Source organism: Streptomyces sp. V4I8 (assembly GCF_041261225.1).
Classification (GTDB): domain Bacteria; phylum Actinomycetota; class Actinomycetes; order Streptomycetales; family Streptomycetaceae; genus Streptomyces.
Genome location: NZ_JBGCCN010000001.1, coordinates 5,550,022 through 5,568,138, shown reverse-complemented (window position 1 = coordinate 5,568,138; position 18,117 = coordinate 5,550,022). Strand labels below are relative to the sequence as shown.

At 70.1% G+C, this 18,117-nt stretch carries 19 protein-coding genes; 5 read left to right on the top strand and 14 right to left on the bottom strand.

Annotation, left to right across the window (positions count from 1 at the left end; genetic code table 11):
- Nucleotides 1-7: 7 nt before the first annotated feature.
- From ABIE67_RS25340 to ABIE67_RS25320, 5 genes are all read right to left on the bottom strand, one after another.
- Nucleotides 8-460, bottom strand: coding sequence for a heat shock protein transcriptional repressor HspR (locus tag ABIE67_RS25340; protein ID WP_053199539.1), 453 nt, complete (start codon nucleotides 458-460; stop codon nucleotides 8-10).
- A gap of 5 nt (nucleotides 461-465) precedes the next feature.
- Nucleotides 466-1,650 (bottom strand): molecular chaperone DnaJ, encoded by a 1,185-nt coding sequence (gene dnaJ / locus ABIE67_RS25335; RefSeq protein ID WP_370261546.1) that lies wholly within the window; start codon nucleotides 1,648-1,650, stop codon nucleotides 466-468.
- A gap of 42 nt (nucleotides 1,651-1,692) precedes the next feature.
- Nucleotides 1,693-2,340, bottom strand: coding sequence for a nucleotide exchange factor GrpE (gene grpE, locus ABIE67_RS25330; protein ID WP_370261544.1), 648 nt, complete (start codon nucleotides 2,338-2,340; stop codon nucleotides 1,693-1,695).
- The gene (gene dnaK, locus ABIE67_RS25325) at nucleotides 2,340-4,187 is read right to left on the bottom strand and encodes a molecular chaperone DnaK (RefSeq protein ID WP_370261540.1); all 1,848 of its coding nucleotides are present in this window, start codon (nucleotides 4,185-4,187) and stop codon (nucleotides 2,340-2,342) included. The genes grpE and dnaK overlap by 1 nt, the downstream gene beginning before the upstream one ends.
- Before the next feature lie 94 nt (nucleotides 4,188-4,281).
- Nucleotides 4,282-5,346 carry an MraY family glycosyltransferase gene (locus ABIE67_RS25320; RefSeq protein ID WP_370261537.1) on the bottom strand — a complete coding sequence of 355 codons (1,065 nt, stop codon included), beginning with the start codon at nucleotides 5,344-5,346 and terminating at the stop codon, nucleotides 4,282-4,284.
- Nucleotides 5,347-5,588: 242 nt separating this feature from the next.
- Between ABIE67_RS25320 and ABIE67_RS25315 the strand changes: the two genes are divergently transcribed.
- A complete protein-coding gene (locus ABIE67_RS25315) occupies nucleotides 5,589-7,871 on the top strand; it encodes a (Fe-S)-binding protein (protein WP_370261532.1) in 2,283 nt (760 codons plus the stop codon).
- A gap of 315 nt (nucleotides 7,872-8,186) precedes the next feature.
- Complete coding sequence (locus tag ABIE67_RS25310; protein WP_370261526.1) at nucleotides 8,187-8,480, top strand: zinc-ribbon domain-containing protein; 294 nt, start codon at nucleotides 8,187-8,189, stop codon at nucleotides 8,478-8,480.
- A 24-nt stretch (nucleotides 8,481-8,504) separates the two neighbouring features.
- On the opposite strand, the gene ABIE67_RS25305 is transcribed toward ABIE67_RS25310, so the two are convergent.
- The 3 genes from ABIE67_RS25305 to ABIE67_RS25295 all read right to left on the bottom strand — a co-directional run bounded on the left by ABIE67_RS25305 (nucleotide 8,505) and on the right by ABIE67_RS25295 (nucleotide 10,889).
- Nucleotides 8,505-9,206 carry a DUF2637 domain-containing protein gene (locus ABIE67_RS25305; RefSeq protein WP_370261522.1) on the bottom strand — a complete coding sequence of 234 codons (702 nt, stop codon included), beginning with the start codon at nucleotides 9,204-9,206 and terminating at the stop codon, nucleotides 8,505-8,507.
- 307 nt (nucleotides 9,207-9,513) lie between these two features.
- Nucleotides 9,514-10,674, bottom strand: coding sequence for an MFS transporter (locus ABIE67_RS25300; RefSeq protein WP_370268905.1), 1,161 nt, complete (start codon nucleotides 10,672-10,674; stop codon nucleotides 9,514-9,516).
- Between the two features lie 65 nt (nucleotides 10,675-10,739).
- Complete coding sequence (locus tag ABIE67_RS25295; protein ID WP_370261516.1) at nucleotides 10,740-10,889, bottom strand: hypothetical protein; 150 nt, start codon at nucleotides 10,887-10,889, stop codon at nucleotides 10,740-10,742.
- 115 nt (nucleotides 10,890-11,004) lie between these two features.
- On the opposite strand from ABIE67_RS25295, the gene ABIE67_RS25290 reads away from it, so the two are divergent.
- Nucleotides 11,005-11,481, top strand: coding sequence for an N-acetyltransferase family protein (locus ABIE67_RS25290; protein WP_370268902.1), 477 nt, complete (start codon nucleotides 11,005-11,007; stop codon nucleotides 11,479-11,481).
- Here the strand turns inward: ABIE67_RS25290 and ABIE67_RS25285 are convergent.
- Both ABIE67_RS25285 and ABIE67_RS25280 read right to left on the bottom strand, forming a co-directional pair.
- Complete coding sequence (locus ABIE67_RS25285) at nucleotides 11,460-12,188, bottom strand: SDR family oxidoreductase (RefSeq protein WP_370268898.1); 729 nt, start codon at nucleotides 12,186-12,188, stop codon at nucleotides 11,460-11,462. The genes ABIE67_RS25290 and ABIE67_RS25285 overlap by 22 nt on opposite strands.
- A gap of 133 nt (nucleotides 12,189-12,321) precedes the next feature.
- Nucleotides 12,322-12,990, bottom strand: coding sequence for a nitroreductase (locus ABIE67_RS25280; protein WP_370261511.1), 669 nt, complete (start codon nucleotides 12,988-12,990; stop codon nucleotides 12,322-12,324).
- 135 nt (nucleotides 12,991-13,125) lie between these two features.
- Between ABIE67_RS25280 and ABIE67_RS25275 the strand changes: the two genes are divergently transcribed.
- Entirely contained in the window at nucleotides 13,126-13,776 is a 651-nt protein-coding gene (locus ABIE67_RS25275; RefSeq protein WP_370261506.1) for an FMN-dependent NADH-azoreductase, read from the top strand.
- A gap of 125 nt (nucleotides 13,777-13,901) precedes the next feature.
- Here the strand turns inward: ABIE67_RS25275 and ABIE67_RS25270 are convergent, their stop codons facing one another.
- Nucleotides 13,902-14,381 (bottom strand): MarR family winged helix-turn-helix transcriptional regulator, encoded by a 480-nt coding sequence (locus ABIE67_RS25270; RefSeq protein WP_370261501.1) that lies wholly within the window; start codon nucleotides 14,379-14,381, stop codon nucleotides 13,902-13,904.
- Nucleotides 14,382-14,605: 224 nt separating this feature from the next.
- Here ABIE67_RS25270 and ABIE67_RS25265 point away from each other — a divergent pair, with 224 nt between their 5' ends.
- Nucleotides 14,606-15,883, top strand: a complete 1,278-nt coding sequence (locus ABIE67_RS25265; RefSeq protein ID WP_370261497.1) for an FG-GAP repeat domain-containing protein — start codon at nucleotides 14,606-14,608, stop codon at nucleotides 15,881-15,883.
- Between the two features lie 18 nt (nucleotides 15,884-15,901).
- On the opposite strand, the gene ABIE67_RS25260 is transcribed toward ABIE67_RS25265, so the two are convergent.
- Genes ABIE67_RS25260 through ABIE67_RS25250 form a run of 3 tightly spaced genes read right to left on the bottom strand, consistent with a single transcriptional unit; the run spans nucleotide 15,902 to nucleotide 18,050 of the window.
- Nucleotides 15,902-16,516 carry a hypothetical protein gene (locus ABIE67_RS25260; RefSeq protein ID WP_370261493.1) on the bottom strand — a complete coding sequence of 205 codons (615 nt, stop codon included), beginning with the start codon at nucleotides 16,514-16,516 and terminating at the stop codon, nucleotides 15,902-15,904.
- 14 nt (nucleotides 16,517-16,530) lie between these two features.
- The gene (locus ABIE67_RS25255; RefSeq protein WP_370261488.1) at nucleotides 16,531-17,274 is read right to left on the bottom strand and encodes a hypothetical protein; all 744 of its coding nucleotides are present in this window, start codon (nucleotides 17,272-17,274) and stop codon (nucleotides 16,531-16,533) included.
- Nucleotides 17,271-18,050 (bottom strand): hypothetical protein, encoded by a 780-nt coding sequence (locus ABIE67_RS25250; RefSeq protein ID WP_370261484.1) that lies wholly within the window; start codon nucleotides 18,048-18,050, stop codon nucleotides 17,271-17,273. Before ABIE67_RS25250 ends, ABIE67_RS25255 begins: the two co-directional genes overlap by 4 nt.
- Between the last annotated feature and the right edge of the window lie 67 nt (nucleotides 18,051-18,117).

The following is an 18,117-nucleotide window of genomic DNA, read 5'->3' as shown; positions in this document are numbered from 1 at the left end:
ACGTGCTTCAGTCGGACGCCTGCTGCCGCTTGGGCCGCCACACCACCAACGCGCTGGTCTGCTGCACTTCCTGATACGGCACCAGATCCCGGCGGTACGACGCGTGTACCGCCGCCTCGCGCTGCTGCATCGCCGCCGCGGCCCCTTCCACGGCGGCCGTCAGCTCGGCCACCCGGGACTGGAGCGCGGCGACCTGGTTCTCCAGTTCGATGATGCGCTTGATGCCGGCCAGGTTGATGCCCTCGTCCTGCGACAACTGCTGGACGGTGCGCAGCAGTTCGATGTCGCGGGCCGAGTAGCGCCGGCCCCGGCCGGCGGTGCGGTCCGGGGAGACCAGGCCCAGGCGGTCGTACTGGCGCAGTGTCTGCGGGTGCAGGCCGGACAGCTGGGCCGCCACCGAGATGACGTAGACCGGGGTCTCCTCGGTCAGTTCATACGGGTTGCGTCGACGACCGTCCATCTGACTCATGCTCCCTTCGCGGCCTGGAACAGCTCCGCCCGCGGGTCCTCGCCCGCGGTCGCCTCGCGATACGCCTCCAGTGCGTCACGAGCCTTCCCCGTCAGGTCCTTCGGAACACTCACCTCGACGGTGACCAGAAGGTCGCCGCGGGTGCCGTCCTTGCGGACCGCGCCCTTGCCCCGCGCCCGCATGGTGCGGCCGTTGGGCGTGCCGGGCGGCAGTTTCAGGGTGACCGGCGGGCCGCCCAGGGTGGGGACCCTGACCTCGCCGCCGAGGGCCGCCTCCGTGAAGGTCACGGGGACGGTCACCGTGAGGTTGTCCTCCTTGCGGCCGAACACCGGGTGCGCGTCGACATGCACGGTGACGTACAGGTCACCGGCGGGGCCGCCGCGCTCACCGGGCGCTCCCTTGCCGCGCAGGCGGATGCGCTGGCCGTCCGACACCCCGGCGGGGATGCGGACCTGCATGGTCCTGGACGACTTCGCGCGGCCGCTGCCCTTGCACTCCAGGCAGGGGTGCTCGGCCATCAGGCCGCGCCCCTTGCAGTCCGGGCAGGGGTCGGTCAGCGAGAAGCCGCCGCCCGAACCCCGCGCCACCTGGCCGGTGCCGACGCAGGTCGGGCACACACGCGGTGTGCCGTTCTTGTCGCCGGTGCCGGCACAGGCCTTGCAGGGTGACTGGGAGGACATGCGCAGCGGGACCGTCGCACCCTCGATCGCCTCGGTGAAGCTGAGGTTGACCTCGGTGTCGATGTCCTGGCCGCGCCGGGGCTGGGTACGGGTCGTGCCCGTGCCGCCGCGGTTGAACAGGCCCCCGAAGACGTCACCGAGTCCGCCGCCGAAGCCGCCGGCTCCTCCTTGCCCGCCCTGGGCGCCGCCTCCGAAGAGGTCGCCCAGGTCGAAGTTGAAGGAACCGCCGCCCGCGCCGCCCGGCCCCGGGCGGAAGCCACCGTTGCCGAAGAGCGCCCGCGCCTCGTCGTACTCCTTGCGCTTCTTGGGGTCGCCGAGGACGTCGTTCGCCTCGGAGATCTCCTTGAAGCGCTCCTCCGCCTTGGCGTTGCCCTTGTTGGCGTCCGGGTGGTACTCGCGGGCGAGCTTCCGGTACGCCTTCTTGATCTCGGCCTCGGTGGCGTCCTTGGGGACGCCGAGGACCTTGTAGAAGTCCTTCTCGATGAAGTCCTTGGTGCTCATCCTCGACGTACCCCCTTCCCGTAGTCCCTCGTCAATTCAACGTCAGCCCTCGTCCGGGCCACCGCTCTCCTTGTCGTCGGCCGCCTCGGTCGCCTCGTCGCCCTTGACGGTCTGCGCGCCCGGCTGGGGCTCGGCGACGGCCACCCGCGCGGGGCGGATGGTGCGCTCGCCGATGCGATACCCCGGCTGGAGGATCGCGACGCAGGTCGTCTCGGTGACGTCCGGCGCGTACGAATGCATGAGCGCTTCGTGGATCGTCGGGTCGAAGGGCTCGCCCTCCTTGCCGAACTGCTGCAGACCCATCTTCGCCGCGACGGTCTCGACGGACTCCGCGACGGACTTGAATCCGCCGACGAGTTCGCCGTGTTCCCTCGCGCGGCCGACGTCGTCGAGCACGGGCAGGAGCTCGGTCAGGAGGTTCGCGATGGCGATCTCCTTGACCGCGATCCGGTCACGCTCGACGCGGCGGCGGTAGTTCTGGTACTCGGCCTGGAGCCGCTGGAGGTCCGCCGTGCGCTCACCGAGCGCCGTCCGCACCTGGTCCAGCTGGGCCACCAGGCCCGCGTCTGCTGCTCCGTCCCCGGCCGGGGCCGCCCCCTCCTGAGGGGCGGCCTTCGACTCGGCGTCGTCAGGGGTCGCGCCGGAGGGGACGTCGGGCTTCTCCTCGAAGCCCGGGGTCTCCTCCGTCATTACGCGACACCGTCCTTGCGCTCGTCGTCCACGATCTCGGCGTCCACGACGTCGTCGTCAGCGGCCTTGCCGCCCGGGGCAGCGCCCTCCGGGCCGCCCGCGGCCTGCGCGCCCTGAGCGTCGGCGTACATGGCCTGGCCGACCTTCTGGGAGACCGCGGCGACCTTCTCGGTGGCGGTGCGGATCTCGGCGGTGTCCTCGCCCTTGAGCGCGGTCTTCAGCTCCTCGACGGCGGCCTCGACCTCGGTCTTGACCTCGGCGGGGACCTTGTCCTCGTTGTCCTTGAGGAACTTCTCCGTCTGGTAGACGAGCTGCTCGCCCTGGTTGCGGGACTCGGCGGCCTCGCGGCGGGCGTGGTCCTCCTCCGCGTACTTCTCGGCCTCTTCGCGCATCCGGTTGACCTCGTCCTTCGGCAGCGAGGAGCCGCCGGTGACGGTCATCTTCTGCTCCTTGCCCGTGCCGAGGTCCTTCGCGGTCACGTGCATGATGCCGTTGGCGTCGATGTCGAAGGCAACCTCGATCTGCGGGACACCGCGCGGGGCCGGCGGCAGACCGGTCAGCTCGAACATCCCGAGCTTCTTGTTGTACGCCGCGATCTCGCGCTCGCCCTGGTAGACCTGGATCTGAACCGACGGCTGGTTGTCCTCGGCCGTGGTGAAGATCTCGGACCGCTTGGTCGGGATCGTGGTGTTGCGCTCGATGAGCTTGGTCATGATGCCGCCCTTGGTCTCGATACCGAGGGACAGCGGGGTCACGTCGAGGAGCAGGACGTCCTTGACCTCACCCTTGAGGACACCGGCCTGCAGGGCGGCACCGATGGCGACGACCTCGTCCGGGTTGACGCCCTTGTTGGCGTCCTTGCCGCCGGTCAGCTCGCGGACGAGCTCGGCCACGGCGGGCATACGGGTGGAGCCACCGACGAGGACGACGTGGTCGATCTCGTTGATGGAGACGCCGGCGTCCTTCATGACGTTGAAGAACGGGGTCTTGCAGCGCTCGAGGAGGTCCGCGGTCAGCTGCTGGAACTGCGCCCGGGTGAGCTTCTCGTCCAGGTGCAGCGGGCCCTCGGCGGAGGCCGTGATGTAGGGCAGGTTGATCGAGGTCTCCGTGGACGAGGACAGCTCGATCTTGGCCTTCTCGGCAGCCTCACGCAGACGCTGCAGGGCCATCTTGTCCTTGGCGAGGTCCACGCCGTGACCGGACTTGAACTGCTGCACCAGGTAGTCGACGACGCGCTGGTCCCAGTCGTCACCACCGAGGTGGTTGTCACCGTTGGTGGCCTTCACCTCGACGACGCCGTCGCCGATCTCCAGGAGGGACACGTCGAAGGTGCCGCCACCGAGGTCGAAGACGAGGATCGTCTGGTCGTCCTTGTCGAGGCCGTACGCGAGCGCGGCCGCGGTGGGCTCGTTGACGATACGAAGGACGTTCAGACCGGCGATCTCGCCGGCTTCCTTCGTCGCCTGGCGCTCGGAGTCGTTGAAGTAGGCGGGAACGGTGATGACCGCGTCCGTGACCTTCTCGCCCAGGTACGACTCGGCGTCCCGCTTCAGCTTCTGCAGGATGAAGGCGGAGATCTGCTGCGGGTTGAAGGGCTTCCCGTCGAGCTCCATCTTCCAGTCGGTGCCCATGTGACGCTTCACGGACCGGATGGTCCGGTCGACGTTCGTGACCGCCTGACGCTTGGCCACCTCGCCGACGAGCACCTCACCGTTCTTGGCGAAGGCGACGACGGAAGGCGTGGTCCTGGCGCCCTCGGCGTTGGTGATGACGGTGGGCTCGCCGCCTTCAAGAACGCTGACGACAGAGTTAGTCGTGCCCAGGTCGATGCCGACCGCACGTGCCATGGTGAATTCCTCCAGCTGACTTGAGTGGAACGGACTCAAGTGTGCACGACGGCTCCCACTCGGTCAACAGAGCTGAGTCGACCCCACTCAACTCTTATCCGTTCCTTACACGCAACCGGCCACTGACCTGCGACGACGCAACCTGGGCGGGCGGTCGAACAGCACCCCCCACGGGAAATTGGGGTTGACGCCGCGGCCCGTAGGGCTTGATGTGCAGCATGGCGAACACGGTGACGAGGGCACCCACCCCCACCCACGACGCGCCGGACCGCGCCATCCATCCCATGTGCACCAGGACACCGACGAGCACCGCGACGAAGGCGGCGACCCCCAGCAGGACGGTCACGCCCTGCGGGGTGAGGCCGACCCTGCGCAGTCGGTGGGCGAGATGGTCGGGCCCGCGCCGCAGTAGCGGCCGTCCGGCCAGCCGACGGGAGAGCACCACGAGGAGTACGTCGGCGGTGGCGAGGGCGGTGAGCGCGTAGAGCACCCCCGCGCTCGACACCGGGTCGTGCCCGGCACGGGTCATCACGGCCGACGACGCCAGCACGAACCCGACGAACAGCGACCCGCACGCCCCGAGCCCGATCCGCGCGGGGTGCCAGTTCTGCATGAGGAAGCCGGTCAGGGCGGCGGCCAGCACGCTCAGCAGCACGGCGAGTTCATCCATCACCTCGGCCGCCGCACAGAGGCCGACACCGAAGGCGGTGACGACCCCGACGGTGCCGACCAGCGCGTCGGCGTGGTCGAGCGCCTTGAAGCCGATGGTGACGAGGACGATCCAGCCGATGGCCGGCAGCCCCAGCAGGAAGCCCGTATCGCCGTACGGCACCACGCAGGCCGCCGCCACGGTCGTACCACCGGCCAGGAACCGCGCCTTCACCCGCCGTACGTCGGCGACCAGCCCGAGTACGGCGACGGCGCCCGCGGCGATCAGCAGCCGCCCGATCTCCGAGCCCAGCGGCGCGAACCGCGTCCACTCCCCGGCGGCAGCCACCAGACAGGTCACGAGGGCCACGGCCACCCCGCCGAGCAGGGGCAGCGGCCGCTGCCGCCGGCGGTCGAGGATTCCGAAGCGCAGAGCGGGCAGGCGGAGCAGCGCCGCGAGGAAGGCGGCGAGGAGGAGGGCGGTCGTGGCGGCGGCGATCCCGTAAAGCACGGGGATAGGTTAGTGCCGTATATACCATTTTGGGATGAATAACACGATCGCTTCTCGATCGCTTCTTAAGGCAACCCTCAGCGACTCACATCACTCCGCCCCTGGCTACAGTGCGACGGAGGATGGGGGTAGTCTCAGACGGACTGCATAAGTTACCGCTTAGTAATGTCGATCCCCGTATCGACGTCAGTAATGTCGAGGACCCCCTCGAACCACCCCTCGCAGGCCCGAGGAGCCCCGAAATGCAACTCGCCGCGATCATCGTGTCGCTGGTTCTGATCGTGGTCGGCGTGGCCCTGTTCGCCCGCGCCCTCCTGCAGATCTACACCTTCATGCGGCTCGGCCAGAACGTGCCCGCCGGTACCCGTACCGACGAGCCCGTCCAGCGCACCGTCACCGTGGCCAGGGAGTTCCTCGGCCACACCCGGATGAACCGCTGGGGCATCGTCGGTGTCGCGCACTGGTTCGTGGCGGTGGGCTTCTTCTCGCTGCTGCTGACGATCGTCAACGCCATCGGCCAGCTGTTCCAGGCCGACTGGCTGCTGCCCATCATCGGCGAGTGGGCGCCGTACAACGTCTTCGTCGAGTTCCTCGGCACGATGACGGTCCTGGGTATCGTCACCCTGATCGTGATCCGCCAGCTGAGCCGCCCGGGCAAGGCGGGCCGCAAGTCCCGTTTCGCGGGGTCCAACACCGGCCAGGCGTACTTCGTCGAGAGCGTCATCCTCATCGTCGGCGTCTGCATCTTCATGCTGCACGCGCTGGAGGGCGCCCAGCACCACGTGGACGGCTACGAGGCCTCGTTCTTCATCTCGTACCCGGTCGTGTCGGCGCTGGAGGGCCTCGACCTCTCCACCCTCCAGAACCTCACCTACTTCTTCGCCGGCCTGAAGATCGCGACCTCCTTCATCTGGATGATCACGGTCGCCCTGAAGACCGACATGGGTGTGGCCTGGCACCGCTTCCTGGCGTTCCCGAACATCTGGTTCAAGCGCAACGCCAAGGGTGAGACCTCGCTCGGCGCGCTGCTGCCGATGACCTCCGGCGGCAAGCCGATCGACTTCACCGACCCCGGTGACGACGACGTCTTCGGTGTCTCCCAGGTCGAGCAGTTCTCCTGGAAGGGCCTGCTGGACTTCTCCACCTGCACCGAGTGCGGCCGCTGCCAGTCGCAGTGCCCCGCCTGGAACACGGGCAAGCCGCTCTCCCCCAAACTCCTCATCATGTCGCTGCGCGACCACGCGCACGCCAAGGCGCCGTACCTGCTGGCCGGCGGCGGCAAGAGCATGGAGGGCGAGGAGAAGGCGTCCGAGGAGCAGCTGGCGGGCGTGCCCGCGGCGGCTCTCGCGGAGGCCGAGCGTCCCCTCATCGGCACCGCCGAGGAGAACGGCGTCATCGACCCGGACGTCCTGTGGTCCTGCACCACCTGCGGCGCCTGTGTCGAGCAGTGCCCGGTCGACATCGAGCACATCGACCACATCGTCGACATGCGCCGCTACCAGGTGATGATCGAGTCCGCGTTCCCGTCCGAGGCGGGCACGATGCTCAAGAACCTGGAGAAGAAGGGCAACCCCTGGGGCCTGGCGAAGAAGCAGCGCCTGGAGTGGCTCAAGGAGGTCGACTTCGAGATCCCGGTCGTCGGCAAGGACATCGAGGACCTCACCGAGGTCGAGTACCTGTACTGGGTCGGCTGCGCCGGCGCCCTGGAGGACCGGGCCAAGAAGACCACCAAGGCCTTCGCCGAGCTGCTGCACATCGCGGGCGTCAAGTTCGCGATCATGGGCGGCGACGAGAAGTGCACCGGTGACTCCGCCCGCCGCCTCGGCAACGAGCCCCTCTTCCAGGAGCTCGGCATGGAGAACGTCATGGCTCTGAACATGGCGTTCGGCGAGGAGATGGACGACGACGGCAAGGTGACGGAGGAGTCGCGCAAGCCGAAGTCGGCGAAGAAGATCGTCGCCACCTGCCCGCACTGCCTCAACACGATCGGCAACGAGTACCCGCAGATCGGCGGCGACTACGAGGTCATCCACCACACCCAGCTGCTCCAGCACCTCGTCGACGAGGGCAAGCTGGTCCCGGTGACCCCGGTCGAGGGCATCATCACCTACCACGACCCCTGCTACCTGGGCCGCCACAACAAGATCTACACGCCCCCGCGCGAGATCATCGCCGCCGTCCCCGGCGTCCGCAACGAGGAGATGCACCGCCACAAGGAGCGCGGCTTCTGCTGTGGCGCCGGTGGCGCGCGGATGTGGATGGAGGAGCGGATCGGCAAGCGCATCAACAACGAGCGCGTGGACGAGGCCCTCTCGGTCAACCCGGACATCGTCTCGACTGCCTGCCCGTTCTGCCTCGTCATGCTGACCGACTCGGTCAACGGCAAGAAGAACGAGGGCAAGGCCAAGGAGTCCATCCAGGTCGTCGACGTCGCCCAGCTGCTGCTGGACTCGGTCAAGACCCCGGTAGACCCCGAGGACACCGCGGCGACGGAGAGCGAGCCGGAGCCCGAGCCCGTGAAGTAGCCGCTACGGCCGTCCGACGCCCCCTGCCCTCCTCGGGCAGGGGGCGTCGTCGTGTGTCGGGGGCGTACGACGGGCTCGTTCGTCGGGCGTACGTCAGGAGTGCGCGGACCCCCGTCACGGCGCCCTCGTCAACGCGCCGGAGGAGAATGGCACGAGTAGCCACCGGCACGCGACGGCCCTCACGATCACCCCACCAGCACGCACAGCCGTACGATCCACACGAGCGCAGAACGCATGGGCCCTCCCCCCAAGGGGCCGTTCCCCCGCCCACCGCGGGCGCCATACGGCAAGAACCGATCAGAAAGGACCCACGACGTGATCATCTTCGGCACCAAGGGCTACCTCTACCAGCTCGCGATACTGACGCTGGTGTGCGGCCACTGCGGCAACCCCTCGGCGCACACCCTGCGCAAGCGCGTCACGAAGTTCACGCTGTTCTTCGTGCCGCTGTTCCCCATCTCGACCAAGTACGCGACGCAGTGCACCTTCTGCGGCGCGGAACAGAAGGTGACCGGGGAGCAGGCGGAGCAGCTGCAGGCACAGGCCCTCTCCGGCGGGCAGAGCGGTCAGCAGCCGTACGGGCAGCCGCAGCAGCCGTACCAGTCCTGAAGTCCTGAAGTCCGAATCCGCGGCCTACGACTTCGGCTGCTTGGGTCCGTTCATCGCGTCTGCGGCATGGCGGGGGCCGGGCCGCGACGAGAACTGGCCGACGAGTTCGCGGAAGCAGACCAGGGCGGTGATCGGCGGAATTCCGACGACGACCATCGCCAGCAGGGAATGCGCCGACTGGCCGATGCACAGCGCCACCGCGGTGCCCGAGGAGATCAGCATGACGGCCCAGGACCGGCGAGCGGTTCGGCGCTGAACGGATGCCCGAAGAATGGACAGACCGGCCAGCAGCCAGGGCCCGTAGACCGTCAGGGGCCACCAGTGGGCCAGCTTCGGCGACACCACGAGCAGCGCGATGGAGCGCAGCTGATCGTACGAATACGAGATGGACCAGGTGAGCATCGTCACCGCACACAGGGTGATGAGTGTGACCAAGACCGAGACGGTGAGGAACCTCGGGTTTCGGGTGAGCGTGTGCGCGCCGGGCTGCGGGCGCTTTCGGTGGACCGGCCGGGGCAGTGGCTGCCTGTCCTTGTCCTGCCGGGAGTTCTGCCGGGGCGGAACGGGATCCGGGGTGTGCGTGGCACCCAGCATCTGTGCCAGCTCCTGGTCCAGGTCCCAGCCCTCCGGCGACATCGCCTGATCCTGGACCTGCCAGAGGTTCTGCATATCGAGCTGCTGGGTGTAGTGAGCCTGTTCGTCTACCGCGTCATAGTCAGCCCTCATTGCTAGAAATTTTCCCCTTCCAGCGCCGCCCGGAGATATTCTCGCTCCATCCGACTGATGGTTTTCAGAAAGTCTTCGAGCAGATCAGAGCAGTGCGTGATGCTTTCCGCAGTGGTCTGATCAGCTGCTAGACGCGCGCGGAGCGGAGCCTCAGCTGCATGTTTTTCCTGCCAAGTCACGCCCACCTAACGAGCGCCACACGGGGCAGGACATCTGGCATTCGGGGGAATATGCGTCAACGGTGATTATCGGGAATATCCAATGACCGGGGCCCGGAAATGAAATTAAGAATATGTGTGACGCGGTGTTATCGCGCACCGCTTTCCGCCCCGGGGCGCCGGGCGGCGAGGGCCAGAGCGAGGGCGAGCGCGGGACCGGCGGCGAGGATCAGGGCGAGGGCCGCGTAGCCGTAGGCGAGGGTGGCCAGGGAGGCGACGGCGGCGACCAGCAGGGGCCCGCCCGCGTCGCCGAGTTCCCGGCCGAGCTCGGCGGAGCCCATGGTCTGACCGAGCCGTTCGGCGGGGGTGGAGGCGGCCAGCGCGGCGAAGCCGAGCGGGGTGATCAGGCCGGTGCCGATGCCGATCAGGGCGGCGGCGGCGAGGACGCCGGCCAGGCCGGGCAGCGTCGCGCAGGCCAGCCCCGCCGCCGTGACGAGCAGCCCGGCGGTGAGGCCGGTGCGGGCCGTGAGGCGGCCCTCGTCCAACGCCCGCCCGGCCCTGGGCTGCACGACGGCGGCGCAGGCCGCCAGCACCGAGACCGCCGCGCCGGTCGCGACCGTGCCGAGCCCGGCGGCGGCGCCGGAGACCGGCAGGAAGCCGACGCCGACGGAGAGGGCGGCGGTCGCGGCGGCCAGGGCTGCCGTGGGGCGCAGAAACGCCGGGTCGGCCAGGCGCCGGGCCAGGTCCAGCACCGTCTGCCGCTGCCTGGGCAGGGGCGGTACGTGCGGGACGGCGAGCGCGGCCCAGAACGCGACCGCGACGCCGAGCACCGCCAGCACGGTGAACAGCAGCCGCAGCCCGCCGGCCCACACCAGGACGCCGCCGAGGAGCGGGCCGAGCGTGTAGCCGATGGACTTGTAGAAGCCGTAACCGCCGAACGCCCGCCCGTGCTTGGCCGCCGGATTGAGCCGGGCGACCAGCGCCGAGGCCGACGGCGAGAACGCGGAGGCCGCGGCGCCCTGACCGAGCCGGGCGGCCCAGAGCCAGCCGGGGCTGTCGGCGACGACGTAGGCGGCGGAGGCGAGGGCGAACGCGACGAGGCCGCCGAGCAGCACCGGACGTGCGCCGATCCGGTCGGCGAGCGTCCCGAACAACGGCTTGAGGACGACCTCGGCGCCGTCGTACAGGGCGAGCAGGCCCCCCAGGACGAGCAGCGAGGTCACCGCGTCGTCGGAGTGCCCGCCGAGGTTGGCGGCGATGCCGTGCGCCCCGAAGGCGGTGGTGAAGCCGGCGGCGTAGAGGGGCCACATCTGGCGGGTGGGCGCCGCTTGCGGGTCGGGGGCCGCATGCGGGTCGGGGGCGGCCGGAGTCGCGGTCATCGGTCCGTCCCCGCCGCGACCGTGCCGTGGTCATCCGGCGCCTGGCACAGGGCCGCGGTCTTCCGCAGCTCACGCCAGACCGCGACACGGTGCCGGGAGGGCTCGGCGGGGATTCTGACGACGAGGACGGTCCAGCGCACACTCACATCTGGGAATGTATTACCTGTTACGTCGTCAGGAGTCCGCGTCTCGGGAGCCGTGTCTCAGGAGCACGCGCAGAGCGAGGGCGGCGGCGGAACCCCGCCCGGTAACGTGGCGATCATGGTGGACTGGAGTCTTCGGGCGGCATCGGCGTCGGACGTCGAGGCGATCGCCGAGGTGCGTGCCGTGGTGCTGCGGGCGGATCTGGAACGGCTCGGGCGGTACGACGAGCACCGGGTGCGGCAGCGGCTGCGGGACGCCTTCGACCCGGCCCACACCTGGGTGATCGAGGTGGGCGGCGCGTTCGCCGGCTGCGTGGCCCTGCGCCCGGACGGGGACACCCGGTGGCTGGAGCACTTCTATCTCGCCGCGCACCTCCAGGGCCGGGGCATCGGGTCGGGCGTACTGCGCGAACTGCTGGAGCGGTGCGACCGCAATGGCGTCCTCGTCCGCCTGAACGTGCTGCGGGGCAGTCCGGCCCGCCGGCTGTACGAGCGGCACGGGTTCACGGTCGAGACGGAGGACCCGGTGGACGTGTTCATGGTGCGCGGCGGCACCCTGGCCCGCCGGCCGCGTCAGGAGAGCCAGTCGGTGTAGCGGGTGGGGGCGAGGTGGGCCTCCTTGTCGGTGAGGACGTCGCCCTTGACGACGGCGAACATGCCGGCGGTGGGATCGGTGACGACCGTACGGTTGTCGCCCTTGTGGGACAGGGTGATCCGGCCCAGCTCGTCCAGGGCGAAGATCTCGGGGCCGGCGACGTCGCGAATGCCGTTCAGCGGGGCACCCACGGCGACGTCCGTCACCGCCCGGGCCACGTCCGCGGCGGCGATCGGCTGGATCGGCGTGGCGGGCAGCCGGACCGTGTCACCGTCGGCGGTCCAGGACATGACGGCGTCCATGAACTCCATGAACTGCGTCGCCCGGACGATCGAGTAGGGGACCGGCCCGGCCGCGAGGATCTCCTCCTGGAGCGCCTTGGCCCGGTAGTAGTCCAGCTCCGGCACCCGGTCCACGCCGACGATCGAGAGGACGACGAAGTGGCCGACGCCGCCCTTGTGGGCCGCGGCCAGCAGGTTCTCCATCGAGGTCCGGAAGAAGGCCGGGGAGGCGTCGTCGAAGGTCGGGGAGTTCGTCAGGTTGACGACGACGTCCGCCCCGGCCACCGCCTCGTCCACTCCCCGGCCGGTGACGACGTCGACCCCGGTGGACTGCGAGTGCGGTACCGCCTCGTGCCCGGCGGCGTTCAGATTCCCGACGACCTGCGAGCCGATCAGACCGGTGCCGCCGATGACCGCGAACTTCATGAGGTGCCTTTCGTCCATGCCATGCCATGCCATGCCATTGCCAGGCCGTGCCATGTCTGTGATGACGGTTGTATGTCTGCAATGTGGCATATGAGCCACGGTGTTCGCGCGCCGGGAGCGGCGCCGCACGGGGTCAGTCGCCGTCGACGAACGTGACCGTCTCGCCCAGCGGTGCGCGGCCCGTGCGGGGGTGATCCACCGTCGGGTCCTGGAACCCGATCGACATGCCGCAGAAGAGGATGAGCTCGTTCGGAGGCGACAGGATCTCCGCGACGGACCGGTGGTACTTGGCCCACGCCATCTGTGTGCAACTGTGCACCCCCTCGGCCCGGAGCAGCAGCATGACGGTCTGCAGATACATGCCGAGGTCGGACCACTGGGCCGGCCCCAGGTCGCGGTCGATGTAGCAGAACAGGGCGGCCGGCGCACCGAAGCAGTCCCAGTTCGCGGAGGCGGCCCGCTGGCGTGCCTCGACGTCCTCACGCGGGATGCCGAGAGCGCCGTAGCGCTGCTCGCCGAAGGCGGACCGGCGTTCGCGGTACGGGGACTTCAGGTCGGGTGGGTACTGCTCGTACTCCGGCTCGTCCCAGGGGTCGCCCGCGGCCAGCCGCTCACCGGCGCACTCCTTCAGCGCGGCGAGCGGCTCGCCGGTCAGCACGTAGGCGCGCCACGGCTGGAGGTTCGATGCCGAGGGTGCCCAGGCCGCGGTGGCCAGGACGCGCTCCAGCACCTCCTTCGGGACGGGCCGGTCGGTGAATCCACGTACTGCCCGCCGGCTCGTGACCGCTTCGAAGACGTCCAAGGTCGTCTGCCTCCCGTATGACCGCTTGCCGTTCGCTCGGCGCATCCATTGCCGTTGCATTCGCGACGGTATCATTCAATACCATCTCGTGTTTAACTATGGGCGAGTACAAGTCATCACCTCTTGGAGAAAGCCATGGCCACGCTGCTGCACATCGACTCGTCCGTGCTCCCCGGCGAGGCGTCCGCGTCCCGTTCGGTCGCGGCCGCCTTCCGTCGGACCTGGGAGGAGCAGCACCCGGAGGGCACGGTGATCCACCGCGACCTCGCCGCCGAGCCCGTCCCGCACATCACCGCCGTCGGGTGGTCCGCCGGTTACGTCGCCCCGTCCGAGCGCAGCCCGGAGCAGTCCGCCGCCTTCGCCGTGCGCGAGATGCTCATCGAGGAACTGGAGCGGGCGGACGCCGTCCTGATCGGCGCTCCCATGCACAACTTCTCGATCCCCTCGACCCTCAAGGCGTGGCTCGACAACGTGCTCCTGCTCGGCCGCACCGCCGGCGAGAACCCCTCCGCGCAGGGCACGCCGGTCATCGTCGTCGCCAGCCGCGGCGGCTCCTACGCGCCGGGCACCCCGCGCGAGGGCTTCGAGTACGTGCGGAACTACCTGGAGGCGGTGCTGGAGCGCACCCTCGGCCTGGACCTCGACTTCATCGTCCCGGAGCTCACCCTGGCCCCCCGCAACCCGGCCATGTCGGAGCTGATCCCCCTGTACGAGGCCTCGCGCAAGCGCGCCTTCGAGGAGGCGGCGGTGAAGGCCAAGGAACTCGCGGAGCGCCTCGCGGCGTGACCCCGGGACCGGATACCGCATGACCCCTGGACCGGACGCCGTGTGACGCCTCACCCCCGGACGTCACACGGCGTTCTCATCACTCCGGTCATCCCGCCGGTCATCCCACCGGCCACCCCTCAGGGTCATCCCTCCCGAGGATGGGCGAACCGGGTCAGCAGATCCCTCAGTTGCTCGGGCTCACCGGGCCCCAGTTCCGCGACCAGGTTCCCGGCCGACGGCTCCGCCGCCACATGGGCCGCGTCGAAGAGCTCCAGCCCCTGGGGCGTGATCTCCACCGCCCGCACCCGCCGGTCCCCCGGCACGGCCTTGCGTACGGCCAGCCCCTTGCGCTCCAGGTCGTCCACGACCCGCATGATCCCGGCCTTGTCCGTGCCCGTCGCCGCCGCGAGGTCGCGCTGCACCGTGGGCCCGTGGTTGACCAGCACGATCAGCACGGAGAAGTGGCGCAGCTCGATGCCGAGCGGCCGCAGCGCCTCCGTCATCACCGTCTGCGCCCGCCAGTGCGCCCGGCGCAGCAGCAGCCCGAGCGCGAAGGGCGACACGTCACCGGGGCCGTCGGTCGCCCGCGAGGCGGTGGGTGCGTGCGGAGGGTCGGCGGTCATGCGGCCAGATTACCGCCATCCAGTCATTCGATACGGTATCGATTGAAACCAAATGTACGGTTCGGGGTCGACGCGTCCCGGCCGATGTCCCCCCTGTCTCCGCCTTGTCCCCGCACAGGCCTGTCACCCCGTCTCGAACACGTGCATCATTGCCCAGTTGTTTGCCCTTGATGCTGACGAGGTGAGCGGTGCGCGCGCGAAGAAGCGGGAAGTGTACGGCGGCCATGACCGGCACCCTCGGAGTCATCGCCCTCGCGGTCGCCGCCTGTGGCCCCACCCCGCACGACGACGCCGAGTCGGACCGGCACACCCCCGTCCGGGTGGCCGACGCCCCCGCCCAGCTCCCCGTCCCGCACGGCGAGGGCAGCAGGACCCCCTCCGACTTCAACGGTGACGGGCACCGCGACCTGGTCCTCAACGACCTGGTCAAGGCCCAGGCCCACGCCGACGACGCGGGCATCGGCATCGTCTACGGCGGCGAGCGCGGACTGACCCCGGGCGCACGGCAGTTGCTCAGCCCGCAGCGCCAGGCGGCCCCGACCAAGGGCCGGCTCCCGGCCGTCTTCGACGCGGAGGCGACCTGCGACCTGGACGGCGACGGCTTCACCGACCTGGTCGTCTCCACCGACCCGCCCTTCGACGGCCAGGGCCGGCCGCCGGTGCCGTTGCAGATCCTCTACGGCTCCCCCAGCGGCCTCACCGGCAAGGCGGTCAAGCTCACGATCCCGGCCCGCGCCCGCTTCGGCAACGACTGGCCCGACCAGCCGGTGTGCGGCGACTTCGACGGCGACGACGCGCAGGACCTGGTCGTCCACGCGTCGGGCGGCCGACTGAGCTTCCTGCGGGGCCCGTTCACCCGCAAGGGCACCCCGCGCACCGCCCCCGCCGCCATCCAGGGCCCCGGCAACGCCCCCACGGGCCCGGCGGCCGACGTCAACGACGACGGATACGACGACCTGGTGGTCCGTACGGCGGAAGGCACCGGCCAGTCGGCAGTCGTCCTCGGCGGCCCGACCGGCCCCACCCGCACGGGAGTCACCCTCCCCTCCGGCATCGACGTGGCCCTCGGCACCTTCGGCAAGGGCAAGGCGGCCCTCGACGCGGCGATCGGCACCATGGGCGGAACGTCACTGCGCTACGACCTCCCCGCCGCCACCGCACGTGGCACCCTCGCCACCCCCGGCTCGGTACTCGACGCCGCCGACTTCGACGGCGACGGGCTGAGCGAACTCGTGACCAGCGGCTCGCAGTTGCGCGTCCTCCGCGGCCGTACGGCAGGACTGGCGACGGCGGGCATGGTGACCGTACGGCCACCCGCCCAGGGCACCACACGTGTCGTGACGGTCGGCGACTTCGACGGGGACGGGCGGGCGGACCTGGTGGTGCGGACGTATGCCGGTGAGACGAAGGACACCGTGGCCGTGTACCCGGGCGTGAAGAAGGGGCTGGTGGCGGCGGAGCCGTCGGTGCGGTTCTCCAGCTCGGAGTTCCTGGCGCGGTAGCCCCCGTGGAGGCGCCGGTCAGTCGGCGACGCGCGCCCCGATCGCCCGGGCGCGGCGGCGGGCTTCGGGGCTGAGGCCCTTGCGGCGGGGGGAGGTGCGGTGGTTGTACGCGGTGGGCTGGGCGAGGTAGCCGAGGCCGCGGAGGCCGGGCTTGGCCACCACGCAGGCGAAGCGGGGGTCGCCCGCGTACCAGAGTTCGTCGTCGTAGTCCTTCAACGCCTCGCGGCTCCAGGTCCGGAACAGCCCGGCAGCCAGCTTCAGTGACACCGTCTTTTCCGGGTGGTCGGGGTCGGGCAGCACGAAGACCGCCTTGCCCCTGTCGATACGGACCGCACCAGGCTGCTGACGCCAGGGGTAGACGGCGAGGACGCGCCGCATCCGCATGCCCTGGGCGAGGCTGCCGAGGGCCCGCACCTCCAGGACCGTGAGGACGAGCAGCACGAGCACCATGGGCACTACGGCCGCCACCGGCAACTGCACGACCGTGACGTACAGCGCGGCCCACCAAAGGGCCATCCAGCCAAGGGTCTTGGCCAGGTTCCACGCGGTCCGGCGGCGTAGTGCGGTGCGCGTGCCCGGTGTGTCCCACGCAACCGGCCCGTCGAAAGCCTGCTCGTCGAGGTTCATGGTCATGTGTCCGTCCCGGGTCAGCCGAAGTCGGAGGCGATGTCGCGCGCGATGCCACCCGGGCCCTCGGGCCCGCCACCTCGTGCGGCGCGTTCGATCTCCGGCATCGGATCGTGGAAGGACACCGTGTGCGCGATGCCCGCCATCATGTCGCGGTAGTGCTTGCGGGAACCCACGGCCGTGCTGCTCAGCGTCAGCACGCCCAACTGCGTACCCGAGGGGGCCGGGACGTAGAGGGTGCACTGGTAGAGGTCCTGGCCGGGCAGGCCTTCCAGGTCGGGCGTGGTGATCAGGGTGTCGGAGATCGACGCCGGGCGCCCGCCCGGGAGCGTCAACAGCTCGACGTTCTCGGCGCTTTCGCGCAGTGAGACCGCGCGCACCGCCGTGATCTTGGTGGGCGCCCAGTCGATGTCCCTGAGCGCCACCGTGAAGACGGACATGGCGGAAGTGCCGTTGTCCGCGATGTGCATGCCGAGGGAGCAGGCGATGACGCCCTCGGCCCGCATGCGGGCTGCCATGAACCGGACGTCGCGCAGGGCACCCGTGTACCGGTCGCGCTGGTCCTCGGGGGCCAGTCCGAGGACCAGTTCCAGTGCCTGATCGAGGTACGCCTCCTGCTCCGAGCCCGGTTCGGGGTCGAGGGCGTCGATGGGGACGTTGAGGTACCCGGCCGGCAGCGCGTACCAGATCTTCGAGCTGGGGTCCCGGGCCGAGTCGTCGATGACCAGGCGCAGTGGCGGCCGCTCGGCGGCTTCCTGTGTCATCGCAACACCCTCGCGACGTTGCCGATGACCGCGGCGGCACCGGGGCCGTCGAACAGACCCGCGCGGGCCGCGTCGACCCCGGTGGCGGTGTTCTTGCCTGCGTCGCTCTTCAGGGCGTCGATGTTCTCGGCGGCCAGCCCGTAGCCGGCCGTGACGACACCCGCGACCGGCGAGACGTAGTCCATGCCCACCCGGACTGCCTGGCTGCCGCCCGCCGCGTGCGCCACCAGGTCTCCGACGGGGTTGTAGGAACCCGCGGTCGCGATCCGCCCGGCGGCCTTGACGGTGTCGTCGGCGAAACGGCCCAGGAACTGCCCGGCGCTCACCGCTTCGGACGCGAACCGCGTCGACTGGATCGCACCGTTGAGGCCGCGCGTCACGGCTCCCACTCCCGGCACCGCGCCGAGGGCGTCACCGACGAGCCCCACGGAGTTCTCCCAGAAGTCGGCGTCGAACTCGCCCTTGGTGAACCCGTCCGCGAGCGAGGCCCGCACCTTGGGGTCGGCGAGCCGGGAGCCCATCGTCGCCAGGCTCAGCGCACCGGCGGCGAGCAGCATCGCGATCCCGAACGGCCCGGTGCACAGCAGCGCCAGCAATCCCGCCACCGCCGCCAGCACACTCAGGATGTTCGTGAGGTTGTCACCGATCCAGCTGAGCGCCTTGCTCAGCCACCCCGGCTCCTCGGGCGCCAGATCCTTCGTGGCGTCCTTGAGCTTCTTCGCGATCTCCCGCGCCTCGTCCTCGTGCGTCCCCTCCAGCTCGCGCGCCTTGCGCATCACCCCGTCCAGGGCGCCCTGCGCGTTGTTGACGGCGGTGACGGCGTCGTTGAGCCGGGTCTGGGCC